Source organism: Streptomyces sp. NPDC055400, assembly GCF_053644375.1.
In genome coordinates, this window is record NZ_JBSHLM010000012.1 from 87827 (window position 1) to 105509 (window position 17683).

The window sequence follows — 17683 nt, forward strand, 5'->3', positions numbered from 1 at the left end:
TCTCGATGACCCATGCGATTTTCGGTGAACGGTCGCTCTACGACGACGACCACGAACTCCTGCGCGAGACGGTTCGCGCGTTCGTCGACAAGCACGCCGCGCCGCACGCCGAGCGGTGGAGGGCCGAGGGCAAGGTCGACCGCGAACTCTTCCAGGAGGCCGCCCGGGCGGGCATCCTCGGGTTCAACATCCCCGGGGAGTACGGCGGCGGCGGGATCACCGACTTCCGCTTCAACGCGGTGATCGGCGAGGAGTTCTCCCGCCATCCCGCCTCGGACGGCCTCGCCGGGGTCGGGCTGTCCAACGACATCGTCGTGCCCTACTTCACCGACCTGACCGACGACGAGCAGAAGGCCCGCTGGCTGCCGGGCATCGCCGCCGGCAGCCTCATCGTCGCGGTCGCGATGACCGAGCCCGGAACCGGGAGCGACCTCGCCGGCATCGCCACCACCGCCGTCCGGGACGGCGACGACTATGTGGTCAACGGCAGCAAGGTCTTCATCTCCAACGGCCAGAACGCCGACCTGGTCGTCACCGCCGTACGGACCGGCCCGGACCGCCACGGCGGGATCAGCCTGCTGGTCATCGAGGCGGATCGGCCCGGCTTCTCGCGGGGGCGCAACCTGGAGAAGGTCGGCCTGCACGCGCAGGACACCAGCGAGTTGTTCTTCCAGGACCTCCGCGTGCCGGCCGCCCACCTGCTCGGCGAGGAGGGCTCCGGCTTCAAGGCCCTGATGCGCAACCTTCCCCAGGAGCGGATCTCGATCGCCGCCAACGCCATGGCCTCCATCGAGGGCGTGCTGGAGCGGACCGTGGAGTACGTCAGGGAGCGCAAGGCGTTCGGCCGGACCGTCGGCTCCTTCCAGAACACACGTTTCCAGCTGGCCGACATGGTCACCACCGCTCGCGTGGGCCGCGCCTACATCGACGATCTGCTCGTCAGACACTCCCGCGGCGAACTCAGCGCCGTGGACGCCGCGTCGGCGAAGTTCTGGGCCACGGAGAGTTACGTCGACATCGTCGGGCGCTGCCTCCAACTGCACGGCGCCTACGGCTACATGCTCGAATACCGCATCGCACACGACTACCTCGACTCGCGCATCACCACCATCTACGGCGGCACCACGGAGATCATGAAGGAGATCGTCGCTCGAGACCTGGGTCTGTAGGCCCGGCCCGCTGCCCGCGCAATTCACCGGACACGGACGACACCGACCACGACGCGGCACGATTGACCCACGGCATCCGCACCTGCCCCGCAATGCTGGCTGCACCCATGTGCCGAGGTCGCCCGTCTCCGCAGTATGGACGCGTGGTGTCGGCCCACAGATGTCTGCGTTAGTGTGGCCGACATGCAGACGCACTCGAGCTTCCGTGAGGATGAGCCGCAGCACAGCGGCCCCCGCGGTGAGTGCGCGCCCCGCGGATACGGCTTTCTGCGCCGCCGCGGCCGGGTGGGTTCGCCCCCGGCGTCTTCCTGTCGCTGAATCCGCCGCAGGCCTCCGTAGTCGGGCCTGAGCCGTCCCGTACCGGTTCCCGGAAACGTCGCGTCGCGCCGTCCGTCGCCGGCCCCTTCTTGAGCTTCGAAGGAGTTCGCCATGTCGCTCACCCACGACGTCGCCCCCTCATCAACCCTGCGCGACCACCGCATCCCCGCCGACGGCCTGTACGAGGGCACTCGCATCCTGAATCGCCTGCCGGACGGTGTGCAGGAGCGGCCGTACGAGCGGTTCGGACTCGTTCCGCAGGGCCGCGTCATCGGAGCGGAGATCCGCGGCCTCGACCTCTCGCGGCCCGTGTCCCGCGCGGTGCGGGAGGAACTGAACCGCGCGCTCCTCGAATGGAAGGTGCTCTTCTTCCGCGGCCAGCACCTGACCACCGACGCGCAGCGCCAATTCGCCCGGAACTGGGGTGAGCTGGAGACCAATCCGCTGCTCGCCCCGGGTGACGGCGACGACGTGGTCCGCTTCGACAAGTCGGCCGGTGCCGTTCCCACCTACGAGAACGTCTGGCACACGGACGTCACTTTCCGAGAACGTCCGGCCCTGGGCGCCGTGTTGCAGCTGCGGGAGGTGCCACCCGTGGGCGGCGACACGATGTGGGCGGACATGGCGGCCGCGTACGACAACCTGCCGGTCGACGTGCGCGAGCGGATCGACGGCGCGAGTGCCGTCCACGACTTCCTGCCGGGCTTCGCGCGCTTCTACCCGCCGGAGCAACTCGCCCCGTTCCAGGAGCAGTTCCCGCCCGTCCAGCACCCCGTGGTGCGTCGCCACCCGGAGACCGGACGCCGGATGCTGTTCGTCAACACCTCCTTCACCACCCGGATCATCGGCCTCGAGCGCCCCGAGAGCGACCGCCTGCTCCGGCTGCTCTTCCAGCAGGCCCATGTCCCGGAGTTCCAGGTGCGGTTCCGCTGGCAGGCGGGCGACGTCGCCTTCTGGGACAACCGCGCCACCCAGCACTACGCCGTCAACGACTACGCGCCGTACCCCCGGGTCGCCGAACGCGTGGCGATCGCCGGGGACCGTCCGTTCGGCTGAGCCGGCGCGCGGCAGCGCGACCGGGGTGCGGGACCGAGCGCGGCGTCAGCTCGGCACCGCTTCCGGACCGGACGGCTCATCGGTGCGTGGCGCGCGCCGTCAGTGCCCGGAGGGCGGCAGCGTGCTGTCCGGCAGTGGCTCCGCCGTCTCGTGGCGCCGGGCGCCGAAGCGGTACACGACGATGAGCAGCGCGAAGAACGGCAGTCCGGCCTTCCAGGAGTCCTCCAGGCCGTCGATGAACGCGGTGGAGACCAGGATCGCGGCCAGCGCGAGGGCTGCCGCGACGGTGGTGAACGGAGCGCCGCGCAGCCGGGCCGGGGAGGAGGGGAGACGGTGGCGGGCGCGGTGGCGGCGGAACATCAGGTGCGTGGCGAGGATGAGGATCCACACGACCAGCGCCCCGAACACCGAGATGCCGAAGAGCAGGACGTACGCCGTGTCCTCGGAGTGGACCGAGAGGATCGCGGCGGCGCCCAGGCCGAGCCCGGAAACGGCGAGCGCCCGGTGAGGGACGCCGCCACGGCCGACCCGTGCGAACGTCCGTGGCGCGTGCCGGTCCACCGCGAGGGAGTGGATCATACGGGTGGCGAGGTAGGTGTTGGCGTTGGCGCTGGAGAGCGCCGCGGTCAGGACCACGAAGTTCATGATGCCCGCCGCGGCCGGGATCGCGGCGACGTCGAAGAGCTGGACGAAGGGGCTCGCCGTGACGTCTCCGCCCGCCGCCGTGCGCGACCACGGCACCACGGTGACCACCACCGCCATGGCCAGTACGTAGAAGAGCGCGAGGCGCACGACCATTCGCCGGGCGGCGCGCGGGATGTCCCGCACCGGGTTCTCGGACTCGGCTGCGGTCACCGCGATGATTTCGGTGCCGATGTAGCTGAAGATCACGAAGACGAAGGCGGTGCCCAGGCCGCTCATGCCGTGGGGAAGGAGACCGCCGGGACCCGAGAGGTTCGAGGTGCCGACCGCCTCGTGGCCGGGCAGGCCGAGGAAGATGTAGGCGCAACCGAGCAGGACGAAGACGCCGATCGCCGTGATCTTGATGGTGGAGAACCAGTACTCCAGACGGCCGAACACCCCGACGGTCAGCGCGTTCGCGGCCAGAAGCAGCAGCGAGAACGCCACCACCGGTGCCCACAGCGGCAGTTCGGGCCACCAGTAGCGGACGTAGATGCCGGCGGCGATGACCTCGCCGCCGATGGCGATCACCTGGATCGTCCAGTACGTCCAGCGGATCACGAAGCCGGCCAGCGGGCCCAGATAGTGGCGGCCGATGGTGCCGAACGAGCCGGTCGCCGGGTGTACCGCGGTCATCTCGGCCAGCGCCCAGCCGATCACCAGGGCGATCAGCGCGCAGAGCACGTACGCGAGCACGGAGGCGGGGCCCGCGGCGGAGATGGCGAGACCCGAGCCGAGGAACAGGCCCGTACCGATGGCGCCGCCCAGACCCATCATGCTGAGCTGACGCCCGGTCAAGGACCGCTTGAGGCCATGTTCTCGGCCGTCCGCACCGTGGCTGTGGCTCTGGCGCGGACCGGTGGTGGGGGAGGGGGCGGCCGTGGGGCTGCTTCCGGCGTCGTCGGGCATGTCACTCGCTCCGTGGGGTGCGGTGTTCCTGGACGTGCTACTGGGCGCGTATCTCACCGAGCGCGTCGATCAGCGCGTCGACGTCGGACGGGTTGTTGTAGTAGTGGAAGGAGACGCGGAGCAGGGTGCCGCGCGGGCTGGTGACGATGCGGCGCTCGGCGAGCGCTGCGGCGAGCGCGTCCGGGGCGGGGTCGGCGATCGCCACCTGCGGGCCGCGCAATTCCGGGTCGGCGGGCGAGGCGAGCGTCTCGCCGATCTCGGTCAGGCGCGTCCAGGCGTACGAGGTGAGCGCGCCGACGTGCGGCTCGATGTCCTTCGGGTCGACGTCGGCCAGGGTGCGCAGCCCGGCCGCGGCGGCGTACGCGGAGGGGATCGACGGGGTGCCGGTCTCGAAGCGGCGCGCGGTGTCCGGGAAGTCGAGGGAGCGCGGGTCGAAGCCGAAGGGGTCGACTCGCCCGAACCAGCCGGTCAGTTGAGGATCCACATCGTCGCGCAGGCCGCCGCGTACGTAGAGGAACGCGATGCCGGGGACGCCGAGCAGGTACTTCAACGCACCGCACACCAGGTAGTCGCAGTCCAACTCCCGTACGTCCACCGGGAGTACGCCCAATCCCTGGTAAGCGTCGACGAACACCCGGGCGCCGACCGCATGCGCCGCTCGAACCGTCTCGGCGACGGGCAGCCGGGCGCCGTTGCGGTAGGAGACCAGCGGTACGGAGACCAGGGCGGTCGAGTCGTCGATCGCGGCGGCGTAGTCCTCGGCGGGGACGGACCCTTCCCGCTCCGGGACATGGCGCACCCGTGCGCCACGTCGCTCCTGCGCGAGCCAGACGTGGGCGACGGACGGAAACTCCATGTCCGTGGTGACCAGGCCGGGGCGGCGCGACCAGTCCAGCGTGGACGCCACCTGGTAGGCACCCTCGGAGGCGCAGCCGACCACCGCGATCTCGTCCGGCTGCGCGCCGATGCGGTCGGCGAACGCGGTGCGGGCGGCGTCCACTTGGGCCATCCAGGCGCCCCAGGGCGCGCCCTGGCTGCGCATGGACCACTGGAACTCCTGCAGGGCCGTCAGTACGTGCTCGGATGCCGCACCCTGGCTGCAACTGGCCAGGTGGACCGTGTCCTTGAGGGAGGGGAAGCGGGCACGGAAACACTCGGTGGCGTCGAGGGGCACGATGGACACGGGGCGCCTCGCATTTCAATCACGGTGAAATTGTTCAGTGCGGGTGATCGAAGCAGTCGAGTCATGCGCGCGTCAATGGGTCGGCGGCCGGCGGGCGTCCTGAGGCCGGCCGGCTACTGGCAGAAGGTCACCGGCTCGGCGGTGTCACGCTCACCAGGAACCGTGCGGGCTCGCTGCCCTCGTTGACGTAGCGGTGCGGGACGCGGGAGTCGAAGGTGCAGCTGTCCCCGGGCCTCAGCTCGTGGCGGACGTCGCCTGCCTCGACGACCAGGCTGCCGCTCAGCACCACCAAGCACTCCTCCGAGGGGTGGCTGTAGCGCTCCTCCGAGGACGCGCCTCCCGGTTCCAGTACGCCCTCAAGTACTTCGAGGCGTGCGGAGCCGGCCGACACGCGTGTGTACTCGATCCCGCCCTGCGGCGAACGCACCACGATCCGGCGGTCGCGCCGCACCAGCGTGACGTCGTCAGGATCGTCCTGCCGGAACAGGTCGAAAAGCGGGAGCCCGAGGGCGGCGGAGAGCCTGCGCAGCGTCTCCAGGCTGGGATCGGTCAGGCCGCGTTCGACCTGACTGACCAGACCGGTCGACACCCCGGCGTGCGAGGCCAGGTCCCGTACGGTCATCTTGCGGGACTGGCGCAGCTCGCGTATCCGGTTGCCGATCACGCGGTGAGGGTAGCTCAGCCGCGCTCACTCGGGCGGAACGGCGCCTCGCCTCTCCCAACACCCGGAGGCACAGTGCCGACCAGGTGCCCGAGGGTTCACCGCCTCGGCCCGACCACCGCCTCGATGAGGTGGAAGGCCGCCGCGTCGGTGCGGGCCGCGTCGTCCGTCACCAGGCGGTCCTGGCACAGGCCTCGTAGGCCGGAGACGAGGAGAGTCGCCCGTTCGCGGGCCACCTCTCTCGGGTGGCCGAGGCGGCCGACGGCATCGGCAATCGGGCCGATCATGACCTCGACGGTCTCGCGGGCCAGGTCTCCGTACTCGTCCGGTTCGGTCGCGGCCAGACTCAGAAGCTGCAGCAGCATCCGGATGGGCCCGGCCTGCTCGCCCACGGTGATCGCCTTCCACAGTGCCCGGGCCGACCGGCGCAGGTCCGCGGCGTCCTCGACGGTGTCGAACATGGCGTGGGCATCGGGCCGGCTTGCCGCCAGGGCCCGGGCCAGCAGATTCCCACGGCTGCCGAAGTAGTAGAGCAGCATGCGCTTCGTCGTGCCGATCTCCTCGGCGAGCGGGCTCAGCGACAGGTTCGCGAGGCCGTGGCGCTGCACGTAATCCACCACTTGGCCGAGGAGTTCGGCGCGCTTCTCGGTGTTCAGGGGACGAGACACATTTTGAATGTACCGCACGGTACATGTATCGTCCAGTCATTATTTGTGTGCCGATCGGTACGTCTATGGATGCGGGAACGGAGCGCGACACGGTGGAGAACGGCACACGACCGCGCGGGTCGGTGGTGAAGGCCCTGGCCGAGGCGGCCTGGTTTCCCGCGGTGCTCTTTCTGGGGGTGATCTTCTTCTTCGCGCCCGCCCTGCACGCGCCCGGGCCGCACCACGTGAAGGTGGTCGTGGCCACAGGCGCCGAGGCGGACCGGGTCGACGCGAAGCTGCGCGCGCAGACCGCCGGCGGATTCGACGTCACGGCCGTGGCGGGTCGAGAGCGGGCGCGGCAGGCCGTCCTGGACCGGGACGCCTTCGCGGGCTACGCCGTCGACGGGGGGCACCCGGTGCTCTACGTCGCGAAGGCCAACGGAGCGTCATTGGAACAGACGTTGATCACGTCCTTCAGCAAGGTCGCCGGCACGGCAGACCCGCTCACGGTCCGCGACGTCGCTCCGACCACGGCCAAGGACCCGATGGGTTCGACCGTGCTCTATTTCGGCATCGCATGGAACATCCCGGCCTACATCCTCGCCACGACGTTGCTGCGCGCGGTCACCCTCAACCGTCGGCGCAAGCTGCTGGCCCTGGCGGTCGTCGCCGCGGTGTTCAGCACCGTGGGCTACGCGTTCGGGGCCGGCCTGGGTTACCTGAACCCCGAACCGTCCGTGATGGCCGTCGCCTTCCTGCTCACCACGGCGGTGGCCACGACCGCCTCCGGACTCGCGCCCTTCACCGGCCGGTTCCTGCCCGCGGTCGGCATGACGCTCTTCATCGTCATGTCCATCCCCACGAGCGGAGGCGCGGTGCCCGCCCCACTGCTGCCGGAGTTCTACCAGGACGTGCACGCCGTCATGCCTTTGGCGAACGCCGTCGACGCGCTGCGCGGCATCTTGTACTTCGGCGGTGCGGGCGTACTCAAGCCGGTCCTCGTGCTGTGCGGCTGGATCGCCGGGGGCATGGCGCTCCTTGCACTGGACCATGGGCGCCACCAGCGCGCTGCGCTCGAGGAAGCGGTCGCCGAGCCGCCTGCGGACGACCCCGCTCTCGAGACGCCCGTACCCACCGCACTCCCGGTGCACCGGCACCACTTCGGCGAACCGGTGCCCGCGCTGGCCGGCCTGGTCCGCGACGTCGGCCAAGAACCGGTGCGCGGCGCGGTGGTGGTCGTTCTGGACAGCAGGGGGCGGCAATTGGTCAGCACGGTCACGGACGCACAGGGACGCTACGCCGTCGCGGGGCTGCCCGAAGGGCACCTCGGCATCGTGGCGTCGGCGCCCGGGCGGCACCCTCTGGCCCTCCGCGAGTTGTTGCGGCCGGGCGAGACGGTGAACGCGGACTTCACGCTGCGGTGGCGCGCGGAAAGTGCGGTCGATGCGGAGTCCGGCAGACTCACCGGGTCGGGTAGGTAGACAACTCCGAAGGTCCGGGGCGGAGCGGTTCAGGTGCCGGCGTCCCTGCCCCCCGCTACCCCGTCCGATGGTGACACTGACGCGGGAACAGCGCACGGCGCGCCTCGCCCGCGAGGTCGTGCACCAGGGGGGCCAACTCCTTGAAATCCACCGCCTGGTAGTCCCCGCAGAGCGACAGCGCGGCCGTGGCCGGGCCGCCACCGCGCAACGGGGCCGCGACGCAGCGGAAGCCCGTCAGCGTCTCTTCGTTGTCGATGGCCAGGCCGTCCCGCCGGCGAATCCTGGACAGTTCGTGGTGCAGGTCCGTGGCGGTGCGCAGGGTGCGCGGGGTGCTCATGGGCAGTTGCCCGCGATAGGCCGAGTCGACCAGGCCCGGGTCGAGCGTGGCGAGGATGGCCTTGCCCACAGCCGTTGTGTGTGCGGGCAGCCGTGCGCCGAGCCGGGTGGGCAGCTGGGCGGCGGACCGGCCGCCCGCCTTCTCCAGGAAGACCACCTCGCGTCCGTCGAGGACGGCGAGATGCCCTGCCAGGCCGGTGTGCCGGCACATCTCGTGCAGCAGAGGCGTGACGACGTCCCTGATCTCGTTGTGTCCCGCGGCGCGCCCGCCGAGTTCCAGCGGGCGCATGCCGAGCCGGTAGCCGCCCGTGGAGTGGGTGAGCCAGCGCAGCCGGATCATCTGGTCGAGGATGCGATGCAGGGTGGAGCGGGGCAGGCCGGTGCGTTCGGCGAGGTCGAGCAGGGAGAGGCTCGGCGTGTGGGGGTCGAACGCGTCGAGGATGAGCGTCATACGTTCGATCATGGAACTCGGGGCGGGGACGTCGCTCGCGTGTCCGCCGGCCTTTGCCGGTGCCGTCATGTCCGCCTCCACCGAGAACGAGAGTGAGCGCGAGAGTGCGAGCCGGGGGCCGTGCCGTGATGGGTCCGGCCGTGTTCTGCGCACGTGTCCGCGGCCGATCCGACCTGGACGCCGACAGTGTTGACGGTCCGTTGGCCATGATGGGCGTCCCTTGCGAGGCCCCTGCCGTGCACCTACAGAATCCTCACCCTTCGGGTGCGCCGCTGCTGCTCCGCGGATCCCGCGATGTCCGTCGGTGAGTCCCACTGAGCGGGAGTGGCAGGTCCGTTCACCGGGATGAGGCCATGTGACCCCTTCCGAGTCTCGATGCGTGCGCCGAGAGTGCGGCGGGTCAGCCAAATATGACGGTCCGTCAAATCTAGGCGAAGGGCATCGATGTCCGTGCGAGGATCCCTCTCCCTCACCCTGCGGGCCCGCGCGCTCTGCGGGGCGGGCACGGTCGCGCTCCTGGTGTGCCTGCCGGCGGCGGCCCACGCGGCCGGGCCGGACGGCTCCGAGGGCGGTGACTGCCCGGTTGCCGCGACGGCGCAGGGCGTGCAGGTGACCGTGAGCGCGAGCAACGACACGCTGCTGCAGGCGCCCACCGGGGTGGGTGTTCCGGTGGCCCGGGCCTGTGTGAACTACGCGGTCGGCGAGTCATCCGGGTGGGCCGGCAGCCCCTACCCCGGCGAGACGGTCATCTCCGCGCCCGCGCTGATCGGCAGCCAGACCGGGCAGAAGTTCCCCGGCTATCCGGCGTACGCAGCCTCCACGTACCCCTCCGATGAGAGCGCCACCAGCGGCAAGGATCCGCATGTCATGCGCTCGCACAGCACCAGGACGTCCACCGAGGCGGAGGCCAGTACGGTCCTCGGCCAGGACGCGGCGGCGGCGTCCACCACGGCGAGGGCCCGCACGTCGGTGGACCCGGACGCCCTCACGGGCAAGGCCACGGCCGCCTCGGACACCAAGCCGTGGACCGTCAACGGCGTCCTCGAACTGGGCCGGGTGCTCAGCTCCGCGACCGCCACGGTCGACCGGGACGGCAAGGTCGTACGGGACTCCGAACTCAGCATCGGCCGCACCGAGATCGCCGGCCAGGGTGTGGAGATAACCCCGGACGGACTCGAGGTCGTGGGGCAGACCGCACCGCTGCCCGACGCCGCCGATCCGGCCAAGGCCCTCGCGGCCGCGGGAATCAAGATCCACTACCTGGACGAGAAGCGCACCGAGCAGGGCGTCGTGTCGGCCGGTCTCGAAGTGCAGGCACGGCAACAGGACACCCAGTCCGGGGCGGTCTACACCGTGACGTACGTGTTCGGCCGCGCCTCCGCCGACGCCGGTCGCATCGAGGCGCCGCCCGGCAGCGGAGGCGTGCCGCCCGCCCAGGTGCCGCAGGCGCCGTCCGGGGCGGGCGGCGGCGGGGACGCCGCGGGCTCCGAGGCACCGGCCGACGACAGTCCGGCCACCCCGAAAACGCCGTCCGACGACGGCTCGTCCAAGCCCGAGGACACCAGGCCGGTCCAACTGGCCACCAGCCCGGCCGACATGGGCGTCACCGGCCTCTACATCGTGCTCGCGTTCGGCGCCGTGGCCACGTTTGCCGCCGGCACCCTGCTGCGCCTGTTGGGAGTGAAGACTCGATGGACATCGTGACCCGGATCCGCAGTCAGTGGGACCGGCTGACCGCTGCGGTCACCGCACTGGCGGGCGCCGCGACCCTCGTCGTCGGCTGGCGCGGAGTGAGCGGTACGCCGTATCCCGCCGAACAGTTGCCGTACGTCGTCAGCGCCGGGCTCGGCAGCCTGTTCCTGCTCGGCATCTCGACCGCGCTCTGGCTCTCGGCGGACCTGCGCGACGAGTGGCGCAAACTCGACCGCATCGAGCAGGCGCTGCGCGCCGCCGGCGGCGTCGACGGGGCCGCTCCCGCCCTCGCCGGGGACCGGCACGACAACGGTTCCGTCGTGACATCACCCCTACGCGAGCGGACCGCTGCGGTCTCCCCGGGCTCGGCGGCCTCCCCGGCCGAGCGCGAGCGGTCCGCTCCGACTGCCCTCGGTGAAGAGGAGGTTCGATGAGCGGCGTGGACGGGCGCACCGTGCCCTGGCGCGACCGGGACGTGGTGACCGTCTGCGGCACCACCCTGGCCGGACTCGCCCTGATCGTGACCGCCTGGTTCGGCGCAGGGGGCACGGTGTCGACGGCGCGGCAGGCGGCCTGGCTGAACCTCGGGGCCGCCGGGTTCGCGGTCTGTGCCGGCGGCCTCTGCCTGTGGCTGCTGCGGGCCCGCCGCACGCTCGGCGAGCGCCGCATCTCGCTCATCGCCCTCGCTCCCGTGGACGACGACGAGGAGGCCTTCCCCGCGACGCGCACCCACCGCAGCGGGCCGGCGGACACCACGCACGCCCTGCCGCTGGTGAAGGCCGAGGGCATGGACCGCCTGCACCACCCCGACTGCCCGCTGGTCGCGGGCAAGGACGTGGTACCCGTCGGTGCCGGCGGGGGAGACCTCTGCGGGGTGTGTGCCGCGTGAACGACCTGCTGCCGTTCCTCGTCGTCGGCATCACCACCGGATCCGTCTACGGCCTCGCCGCCATGGGCCTGGTGCTCACCTACAAGACGTCGGGCATCTTCAACTTCGCGCACGGTGCCATCGCCGCCGTGTCCGCGTTCGTCTACTATGACCTGCGCACCCTGCGCGGACTGCCCTGGCCCCTCGCGCTCGCCGTCGCCGTGATCCTCGTACCGCCGCTCATCGCGCTGCTCATGGAACGCGTCACCCGCTCGCTGGCCGCAGGCACCGCGGCCACGAAGATGGTGGCCACCATCGGGCTGCAGCTGATCATCATGAGCGCGCTGCTCGCGGGCTATGGCGGCGCTGCCCTCGACTTCCCCGGCTTCCTGCCCACCGACGCCGTCACCGTGATCGGAGTCAACGTCGGCATCGACCAGTTGACCTCGGCCATTGTGGCCGCGGTCTGCGCACTCGGGTTCTTCGCCTTCTTCCGGCTCTCCTCGATGGGCGTGCGGATGCGCGCCGTCGTCGACGACCCGGATCTTCTGGAGCTCTCCGGCACCAGTGCGTTCGCCGTGCGCAGCCGGGCCTGGCTCGTCGGCTGCTGGTTCGCCGCCGCCTCCGGGGTGCTGCTGGCCCCTCAACTCGGCCTGGACGTCCTTCTCCTGACCCTTCTGGTGGTGCAGGCGTACGGGGCGGCGGCCGTCGGACTCTTCTCCAGCCTCCCGCTGACCTACGCCGGCGGACTGCTCATCGGCGTCCTCGCCGCCCTCGCCACCAAGTGGGTGTCCCACTCCGAGACGTTCGCGGGGCTGCCGCCCGCCATGCCGTTCGTGGTGCTGTTCGTCGCCCTCCTCCTGGTCGGCCGCGGCAGACTCGCCGAGATCGGCGGACACCGCCCGGCGCCGGCGACCCGGCCGCTGGTCAGCCGTGCCACCGCTCGGATCACGGCGGTCGCCGCGGTCGTGCTCGCGGCGGGCATCCCGATCGTGGCCGCGTCCAAACTCCCCGTGTACTCAGCCGCGTTGGTGTTCGTGCTGATCTTCGCCTCGCTGCAGCTCCTGGTCCGCACCTCGGGGCAGGTCTCGCTCGCGCATGCCGCCCTGGTCGCGGTGGGCGCATCGACGTTCTCGCATCTGGCGGCCGGCGCCGGACTGCCGTGGCTGCTCGCCGTGCTGCTCGCCGGGGCGGTCGCCGTGCCGGTCGGCATGCTGGTGGCGATCCCCGCGATCCGGCTCTCCGGCCTGTATCTCGCCCTGGCCACCTTCGGTCTTGGGCTGCTCCTCGAGCGGGCGGTCTACGGCACGTCCTGGATGTTCGGCGCCACCAACACGCTGCCCGCGCCGCGCCCCGGCCTCTTCGAGAGCGACGAAGCCTTCTATTACGTCCTGCTCGCCTTCGCGGTCGCCGGATCCCTCCTCATCGCACTCGTCGGCCGCAGCCGGCTCGGGCGGCTGCTGCGCGCCATGGCCGACTCGCCGACGACGCTGTCCACCCTCGGCCTCGGTGTGAACGTCACCCGGGTCACCGTCTTCGCCCTCTCGGCGTTCGTCGCCGGAGTCGCGGGAGCGCTGTACGCGGCCCAGGGCCAGTCGGCGACGGGCGCGCCCTTCCTCTCGTACACCTCACTGACCTGGCTGACCGTCCTGGTCCTCTGCTCCGGCCTGCGCTCGGCAGGCCCGCCCCTCGCGGCGGTGCTGGTCGCGGTGGTCCCGGCGTACCTCACCGACGACACCTTCGCCCAGGCCTTGCCCGTGCTCTTCGGCATCGGGGCGCTCCTGGTCGCGCTGTACGAGGCGGGCGCGGCCCGGCGCCGCGGCACCGGGCCGCCGCCCGAGGAGCCGGCGGGTTCGCGGTCCGACGAGCGCCTCGACGCGCCGGGCCCCGCGGCCCAGCGTCTGGCGGCCGTCAGGAAGGCGCGTCGCGCCCGGACCGGGACCACAAGGATCCGGGTCGGCGCGGGCCTGACGAAGGAGGTCACGCGATGAACGAGGGCCACGCCTTCACGAAGCCGACGGAGGCCGAGAACGCGGCCACCACGCAGGCCACCAAGGCCGAGAGGGCGGCCGCCGCGCAGGCCACCGGGGCCGAGAACACGTCCGACGCGCGGCCGACGGGCCTGCAGATCAAGGACCTGACCATCCGTTTCGGCGGCAACACCGCCGTGGACTTGGCCGCCTTCGACGCACCGCTCGGCCGCGTCACCGGACTGATCGGCCCCAACGGCGCGGGCAAGACCACCACCTTCAACGCCTGCTCAGGGCTGCTGCGTCCCTCCCACGGGGAGATCCACCTCTTCGGGAAGGACATCACCGCCCGCCCGCCCGCCGCCCGCGCCCAGCTCGGCCTCGGGCGGACCTTCCAGCGGATGGACCTGTTCGACTCCCTCACGGTCGAACAGAACATCGCCCTCGGGCGCGAGGCGGGACTGGCCCGCAGCCACCCCCTCAAGCAGCTCCTGTCCACCCCCGCCGAGACGAAGGCCGTGCGTGCCGCCACCGAGGAGGTCCTCGAACTGTGCGGCCTGCGCGCCCTGCGCCACGAGATCGCGGGCTCCCTCTCCACCGGGCAGCGCCGCCTCGTCGACCTCGGCCGGGTCCTGGCCGGCGACTTCTCGATGCTGCTGCTCGACGAGCCGTCGTCCGGCCTCGACACCGCCGAGACCGAGAAGTTCGGCGCCATCGTCACCGAGGTCGTGGCCGAACGCGGCTGCGGCGTCCTGCTCGTCGAGCACGACATGGGCCTCGTCATGTCGGTCTGCGACTACCTGTACGTACTGGACTTCGGACAGATGATCTTCGAGGGCACCCCGGCCGAGGCGCGCGCCAGCTCCGCCGTGCGCGCCGCCTACCTGGGATCGGAGGCCGCGTAGTGCTGGCACTCGACCACATCAGCGCCGGATACGGCGGCACACGCGTCCTGCGCGACGTGAGCCTGTGGCTCCCCCCGCAGTCCGTGGTGGCGCTGCTCGGCACCAACGGCGCCGGAAAGACAACCCTGTTGCGGGTGGCGTCCGGCCTCCTCGCGCCGACCGCCGGACGCCTGAGCGTGGACGGCAAGGACCTCACGGGCAAGCGCCCGCACACCCTGGCCCGCAACGGCGTCTGCCATGTCCCCGAAGGGCGCGGGGTGTTCCCGACCCTGACCGTGAAGGAGAACATCCTCATCCAGGCGGCAGGCGGCGACCTCGACGAGGCCGTCGAGCGGGCCGTCTCGGCCTTCCCCGTCCTGGGCCACAAGCTCGGCCAGCTCGCCGGATCGCTGAGCGGAGGCCAGCAGCAGATGCTGGCGCTCGCCCACGCCTATGTCACCGACGCCGCATACGTGCTGCTCGACGAGGTGTCGATGGGCCTGGCCCCCGTAGTCGTCGACGAGATCTTCGAGTTTCTCGGCAGGCTGGCCGACGACGGCCGCGCCCTGCTCCTCGTCGAGCAGTACGTCGCCCGCGCCCTCGAACTGGCCGACTACGTCTACCTGATGAACCGCGGACGCATCGAATTCGCCGGAGAACCAGGCGAGTTGGACAGCGACCGGCTGGTCGCGCAGTACCTCGGCGCCCCCACCTGAACGCCTCGGCCCGGCCACCCACCCCAGTACCGCACGACTTCGTCCCCGCTCCGTGGAGGAGACCATGATCCCAACCCGTACGCGCGCCACCGCGGCGGCCGTGGCGGCGCTGAGCCTGGCGCTCGCCGCCTGCGGCAGCCGGGTCGACCACGACACCGTCGTACGTTCCGTCGGCGGCGGGGGCCAGGTCGCCACCGGGGCCGCCGGCGCGGACACCGGCGTCGGCGCCGACGGATCGGCCGATACCGCCTCGGGCGACGGCGCGTCGGACGGCGCGGCGTCCGGGAGCGGGGCGGGCACCAGCGGCGGCGGCAGCGGCAGTGGCGGCTCCGCCTCGGGCGGCGGAGGCAAGACGGCCAAGAGGGGCGGCGGGCCCATCGTCATCGGCAGCGTCGGTACGACCTCGGGTCCCGGCGGCGTCGCGTTCGCGCAGGGCCCGCGCGCCCTGCAGGCCTGGGCGGCGACCGTCAACTCCCAGGGCGGGATCAACGGGCGCAAGGTCCAGGTGATCGTCATGGACGACGGCGCCGACGCGTCCAAGGGACGCAGCCAGATGCAGGAGCTGGTCGAGCAGCGCAAGGTCGTCGCGATCGTCGCCTCGTTCACCACCACGCAGACCATGAACGCCTGGAAGGGCTACGTCGAGAAGATGAAGGTCCCCGTCGTGGGAGGAGACTGCTCGACCACCGCGTGGACCGCGAGCCCGATGCTGTTCAGTGAGTGCCCCGGCACCAACTCCGCGCTCGACGGCCTCGCCCAGGTCGGCGCGAAATACGGCAAGGGCAAGAAGCTCGGCGCTCTCTTCTGTACCGATTCCGACGCGTGCACGCATGTGCAGGACCGGTTCTTCGGAAGCGGCAGGGCAGCCGAGCGCTACGGCCTCGATCCCGTGTACAACGCGAAGATCTCGGTGACCCAGCCGGACTTCACCGCCGAGTGCATCCAGGCACGCAACGCGGGCGTCGAGCTGATGCTCGTCACCGGTGACCCCAACACCGTGAACAGGGTCGCCTCGTCGTGCAGCCGACAGAACTTCACCCCGCAATTCCTGCAGCCGGGCGCCACGGTGGACGGCGCCACCGCCTCCAAGCCCGGCCTCAAGAACGTACTGGCCGTGACACCCACGTTCCCCTTCACGGGATCGACAGCGGCCGGGTTCGGCCAGTTCAACTCCGCCTGGAAGAAGTACGGCGGCGGGAAGGCCCCCGGTCCGGCGGCCGCGCAGGGCTGGGCCTCCGCGAAGGTGTTCGAGAAGGCGGCGCGCGGCGCGGGCGAGATCAGCAGGACCGGTCTGATCAAGGAGCTCACGACCTTCCGCGGGCAGCGCTTCGACGGCCTGACCGTCCCGCTGACCTATGTCGCGGGCAAGGGGACCAACGACACCAAGTGCGCCTTCGGGATGCGCGGTTCGGGCGGCACATGGACGGCGATGTCCGGAGGAAAGGCGTTCTGCTGGTGAGCCGGCCCATGGACGGTGACCGCGCCACGCATCACCCGACGGACCGCCGTACGAGGCGGCGTACGGAACGGCGTACGGGACGCGACGGCCGGGACACAAGCCGCGCCCGCGGCCGGGGCGGGAAGCGCAGATCACTGCTCTGGCACCAGATCCTCAGCGGGGCGGTCGCTGTCGCCGCGACCGGCGGCATGGCGAGCGTCCCCCTCTGGCAGCTGGCCAACCTGTCGCCGGTGGCGGCCGAAAGCCGGTCCGCTGCGCCGTCCCAGGCCAGTGGCGGCAGCCCGCCCCTGTATCCCGATGCGCCGGCGGTGATCCCGGGGACGCGCCCGGTCCCGTTCAAGGACACGGGCAAGGGCATGGGCAAGGGCGGCGCCGGGGAGGCGCTGCCGGTGCTGCCGGCGGCGTACGGGATTCCGGGCCGGGTCCTCGCGGCATACCGGAGCGCGGCGAAGGAGCTGGCGTCCGAGGCGCCGGGGTGCGGGATCGCGGTGCCGCTGCTCGCGGCGATCGGCCGGGTGGAGTCCGGGCATGCCCGCGGTGGCGCCCTGGACGCGCAGGGGCGTACACGAAGTCCGATACTCGGCCCGCGACTTGACGGCAGCCCGGGCGTGGCAGCCATCCACGACACCGATCACGGTGTCTGGGACGGCGACCGCGTCTGGGACCGCGCCGTCGGGCCCGCCCAGTTCATCCCGTCCACCTGGCAGCGCTGGGGCAGCGACGGCAACGGCGACGGCATACGCGACCCGCACCAGATCGACGACGCCTGGCTGGCCGCCGGGCGGTATCTGTGCACGGCGGGCGGCGACCTGTCGCAGAGCACCGGCATCCGCAAGGCCGTGCTCGCCTACAACCACTCCGATTCCTACCTGGAGTTGGTGCTCAGCTGGATGCGGGTCTACGCACACCAGGCCGTCGCGACCGCGGGACACCCCGGAGCCAGCGAACCCTCGCACCAGCCGGCAGAGGACGACCACGACCACGATGCGAAGCGGCCCCCCACGCCCTCAGGGCAGAGCAGCCCCTCGGACGAGGAGGGGAATGAGGGGAATGAAGGGCACGGGTCGAAACCGACAACCCCCGGTCTTCCGACCGATCGGCCCCCGTCCGACGATCCGAAGCCGGCCCCGCTGCCCTCTCTGCGGCTGCCGTCACCCGGGCACAGTCCTTCCCCCCTGTTCCCGTCCCCCAAGTCGTCGTAG

Annotated in this window: 16 protein-coding genes; 11 read left to right on the forward strand and 5 right to left on the reverse strand. The window is 71.4% G+C overall.

The window, feature by feature from the left end; translation table 11 throughout:
- The first annotated feature begins 5 nt into the window (after nucleotides 1–5).
- Nucleotides 6–1169, forward strand: a complete 1164-nt coding sequence (locus tag ACWIGU_RS29025; protein WP_454404650.1) for an acyl-CoA dehydrogenase family protein — start codon at nucleotides 6–8, stop codon at nucleotides 1167–1169.
- Between the two features lie 429 nt (nucleotides 1170–1598).
- A complete protein-coding gene (locus tag ACWIGU_RS29030) occupies nucleotides 1599–2543 on the forward strand; it encodes a TauD/TfdA dioxygenase family protein (protein ID WP_454404651.1) in 945 nt (314 codons plus the stop codon).
- A 99-nt stretch (nucleotides 2544–2642) separates the two neighbouring features.
- On the opposite strand, the gene ACWIGU_RS29035 is transcribed toward ACWIGU_RS29030, so the two are convergent.
- The 4 genes from ACWIGU_RS29035 to ACWIGU_RS29050 form a co-directional block, all read right to left on the reverse strand.
- Entirely contained in the window at nucleotides 2643–4133 is a 1491-nt protein-coding gene (locus ACWIGU_RS29035) for an amino acid permease (protein ID WP_454404652.1), read from the reverse strand.
- A gap of 37 nt (nucleotides 4134–4170) precedes the next feature.
- Nucleotides 4171–5316: an aminotransferase class V-fold PLP-dependent enzyme gene (locus tag ACWIGU_RS29040; RefSeq protein WP_454404653.1), complete on the reverse strand. Its 1146-nt coding sequence runs from the start codon at nucleotides 5314–5316 to the stop codon at nucleotides 4171–4173.
- A 127-nt stretch (nucleotides 5317–5443) separates the two neighbouring features.
- Entirely contained in the window at nucleotides 5444–5980 is a 537-nt protein-coding gene (locus ACWIGU_RS29045) for a helix-turn-helix domain-containing protein (protein ID WP_454404654.1), read from the reverse strand.
- A gap of 95 nt (nucleotides 5981–6075) precedes the next feature.
- The gene (locus tag ACWIGU_RS29050) at nucleotides 6076–6645 is read right to left on the reverse strand and encodes a TetR/AcrR family transcriptional regulator (protein ID WP_454404655.1); all 570 of its coding nucleotides are present in this window, start codon (nucleotides 6643–6645) and stop codon (nucleotides 6076–6078) included.
- Nucleotides 6646–6710: 65 nt separating this feature from the next.
- Here ACWIGU_RS29050 and ACWIGU_RS29055 point away from each other — a divergent pair, with 65 nt between their 5' ends.
- Nucleotides 6711–8105 carry a carboxypeptidase regulatory-like domain-containing protein gene (locus tag ACWIGU_RS29055; RefSeq protein ID WP_454404656.1) on the forward strand — a complete coding sequence of 465 codons (1395 nt, stop codon included), beginning with the start codon at nucleotides 6711–6713 and terminating at the stop codon, nucleotides 8103–8105.
- 55 nt (nucleotides 8106–8160) lie between these two features.
- Here the strand turns inward: ACWIGU_RS29055 and ACWIGU_RS29060 are convergent, their stop codons facing one another.
- Nucleotides 8161–8961, reverse strand: a complete 801-nt coding sequence (locus ACWIGU_RS29060; protein ID WP_454404657.1) for an IclR family transcriptional regulator — start codon at nucleotides 8959–8961, stop codon at nucleotides 8161–8163.
- A gap of 375 nt (nucleotides 8962–9336) precedes the next feature.
- Between ACWIGU_RS29060 and ACWIGU_RS29065 the strand changes: the two genes are divergently transcribed.
- The 8 genes from ACWIGU_RS29065 (at nucleotide 9337) to ACWIGU_RS29100 (ending at nucleotide 17683) form a co-directional block, all read left to right on the forward strand.
- Nucleotides 9337–10596 carry a hypothetical protein gene (locus ACWIGU_RS29065; protein WP_454404658.1) on the forward strand — a complete coding sequence of 420 codons (1260 nt, stop codon included), beginning with the start codon at nucleotides 9337–9339 and terminating at the stop codon, nucleotides 10594–10596.
- Nucleotides 10584–11018: a hypothetical protein gene (locus tag ACWIGU_RS29070; RefSeq protein WP_454404659.1), complete on the forward strand. Its 435-nt coding sequence runs from the start codon at nucleotides 10584–10586 to the stop codon at nucleotides 11016–11018. Before ACWIGU_RS29065 ends, ACWIGU_RS29070 begins: the two co-directional genes overlap by 13 nt.
- On the forward strand, nucleotides 11015–11473 hold the full coding sequence (locus ACWIGU_RS29075; protein ID WP_454404660.1) for a hypothetical protein: 459 nt from the start codon (nucleotides 11015–11017) through the stop codon (nucleotides 11471–11473). Before ACWIGU_RS29070 ends, ACWIGU_RS29075 begins: the two co-directional genes overlap by 4 nt.
- Nucleotides 11470–13443, forward strand: a complete 1974-nt coding sequence (locus ACWIGU_RS29080) for a branched-chain amino acid ABC transporter permease (RefSeq protein WP_454404661.1) — start codon at nucleotides 11470–11472, stop codon at nucleotides 13441–13443. Before ACWIGU_RS29075 ends, ACWIGU_RS29080 begins: the two co-directional genes overlap by 4 nt.
- Nucleotides 13440–14327: an ABC transporter ATP-binding protein gene (locus ACWIGU_RS29085; protein ID WP_454404662.1), complete on the forward strand. Its 888-nt coding sequence runs from the start codon at nucleotides 13440–13442 to the stop codon at nucleotides 14325–14327. Before ACWIGU_RS29080 ends, ACWIGU_RS29085 begins: the two co-directional genes overlap by 4 nt.
- A complete protein-coding gene (locus tag ACWIGU_RS29090) occupies nucleotides 14327–15022 on the forward strand; it encodes an ABC transporter ATP-binding protein (protein ID WP_454404663.1) in 696 nt (231 codons plus the stop codon). The genes ACWIGU_RS29085 and ACWIGU_RS29090 overlap by 1 nt, the downstream gene beginning before the upstream one ends.
- Before the next feature lie 64 nt (nucleotides 15023–15086).
- The gene (locus ACWIGU_RS29095) at nucleotides 15087–16481 is read left to right on the forward strand and encodes an ABC transporter substrate-binding protein (protein WP_454404664.1); all 1395 of its coding nucleotides are present in this window, start codon (nucleotides 15087–15089) and stop codon (nucleotides 16479–16481) included.
- Nucleotides 16478–17683: a lytic transglycosylase domain-containing protein gene (locus tag ACWIGU_RS29100; RefSeq protein ID WP_454404665.1), complete on the forward strand. Its 1206-nt coding sequence runs from the start codon at nucleotides 16478–16480 to the stop codon at nucleotides 17681–17683. Before ACWIGU_RS29095 ends, ACWIGU_RS29100 begins: the two co-directional genes overlap by 4 nt.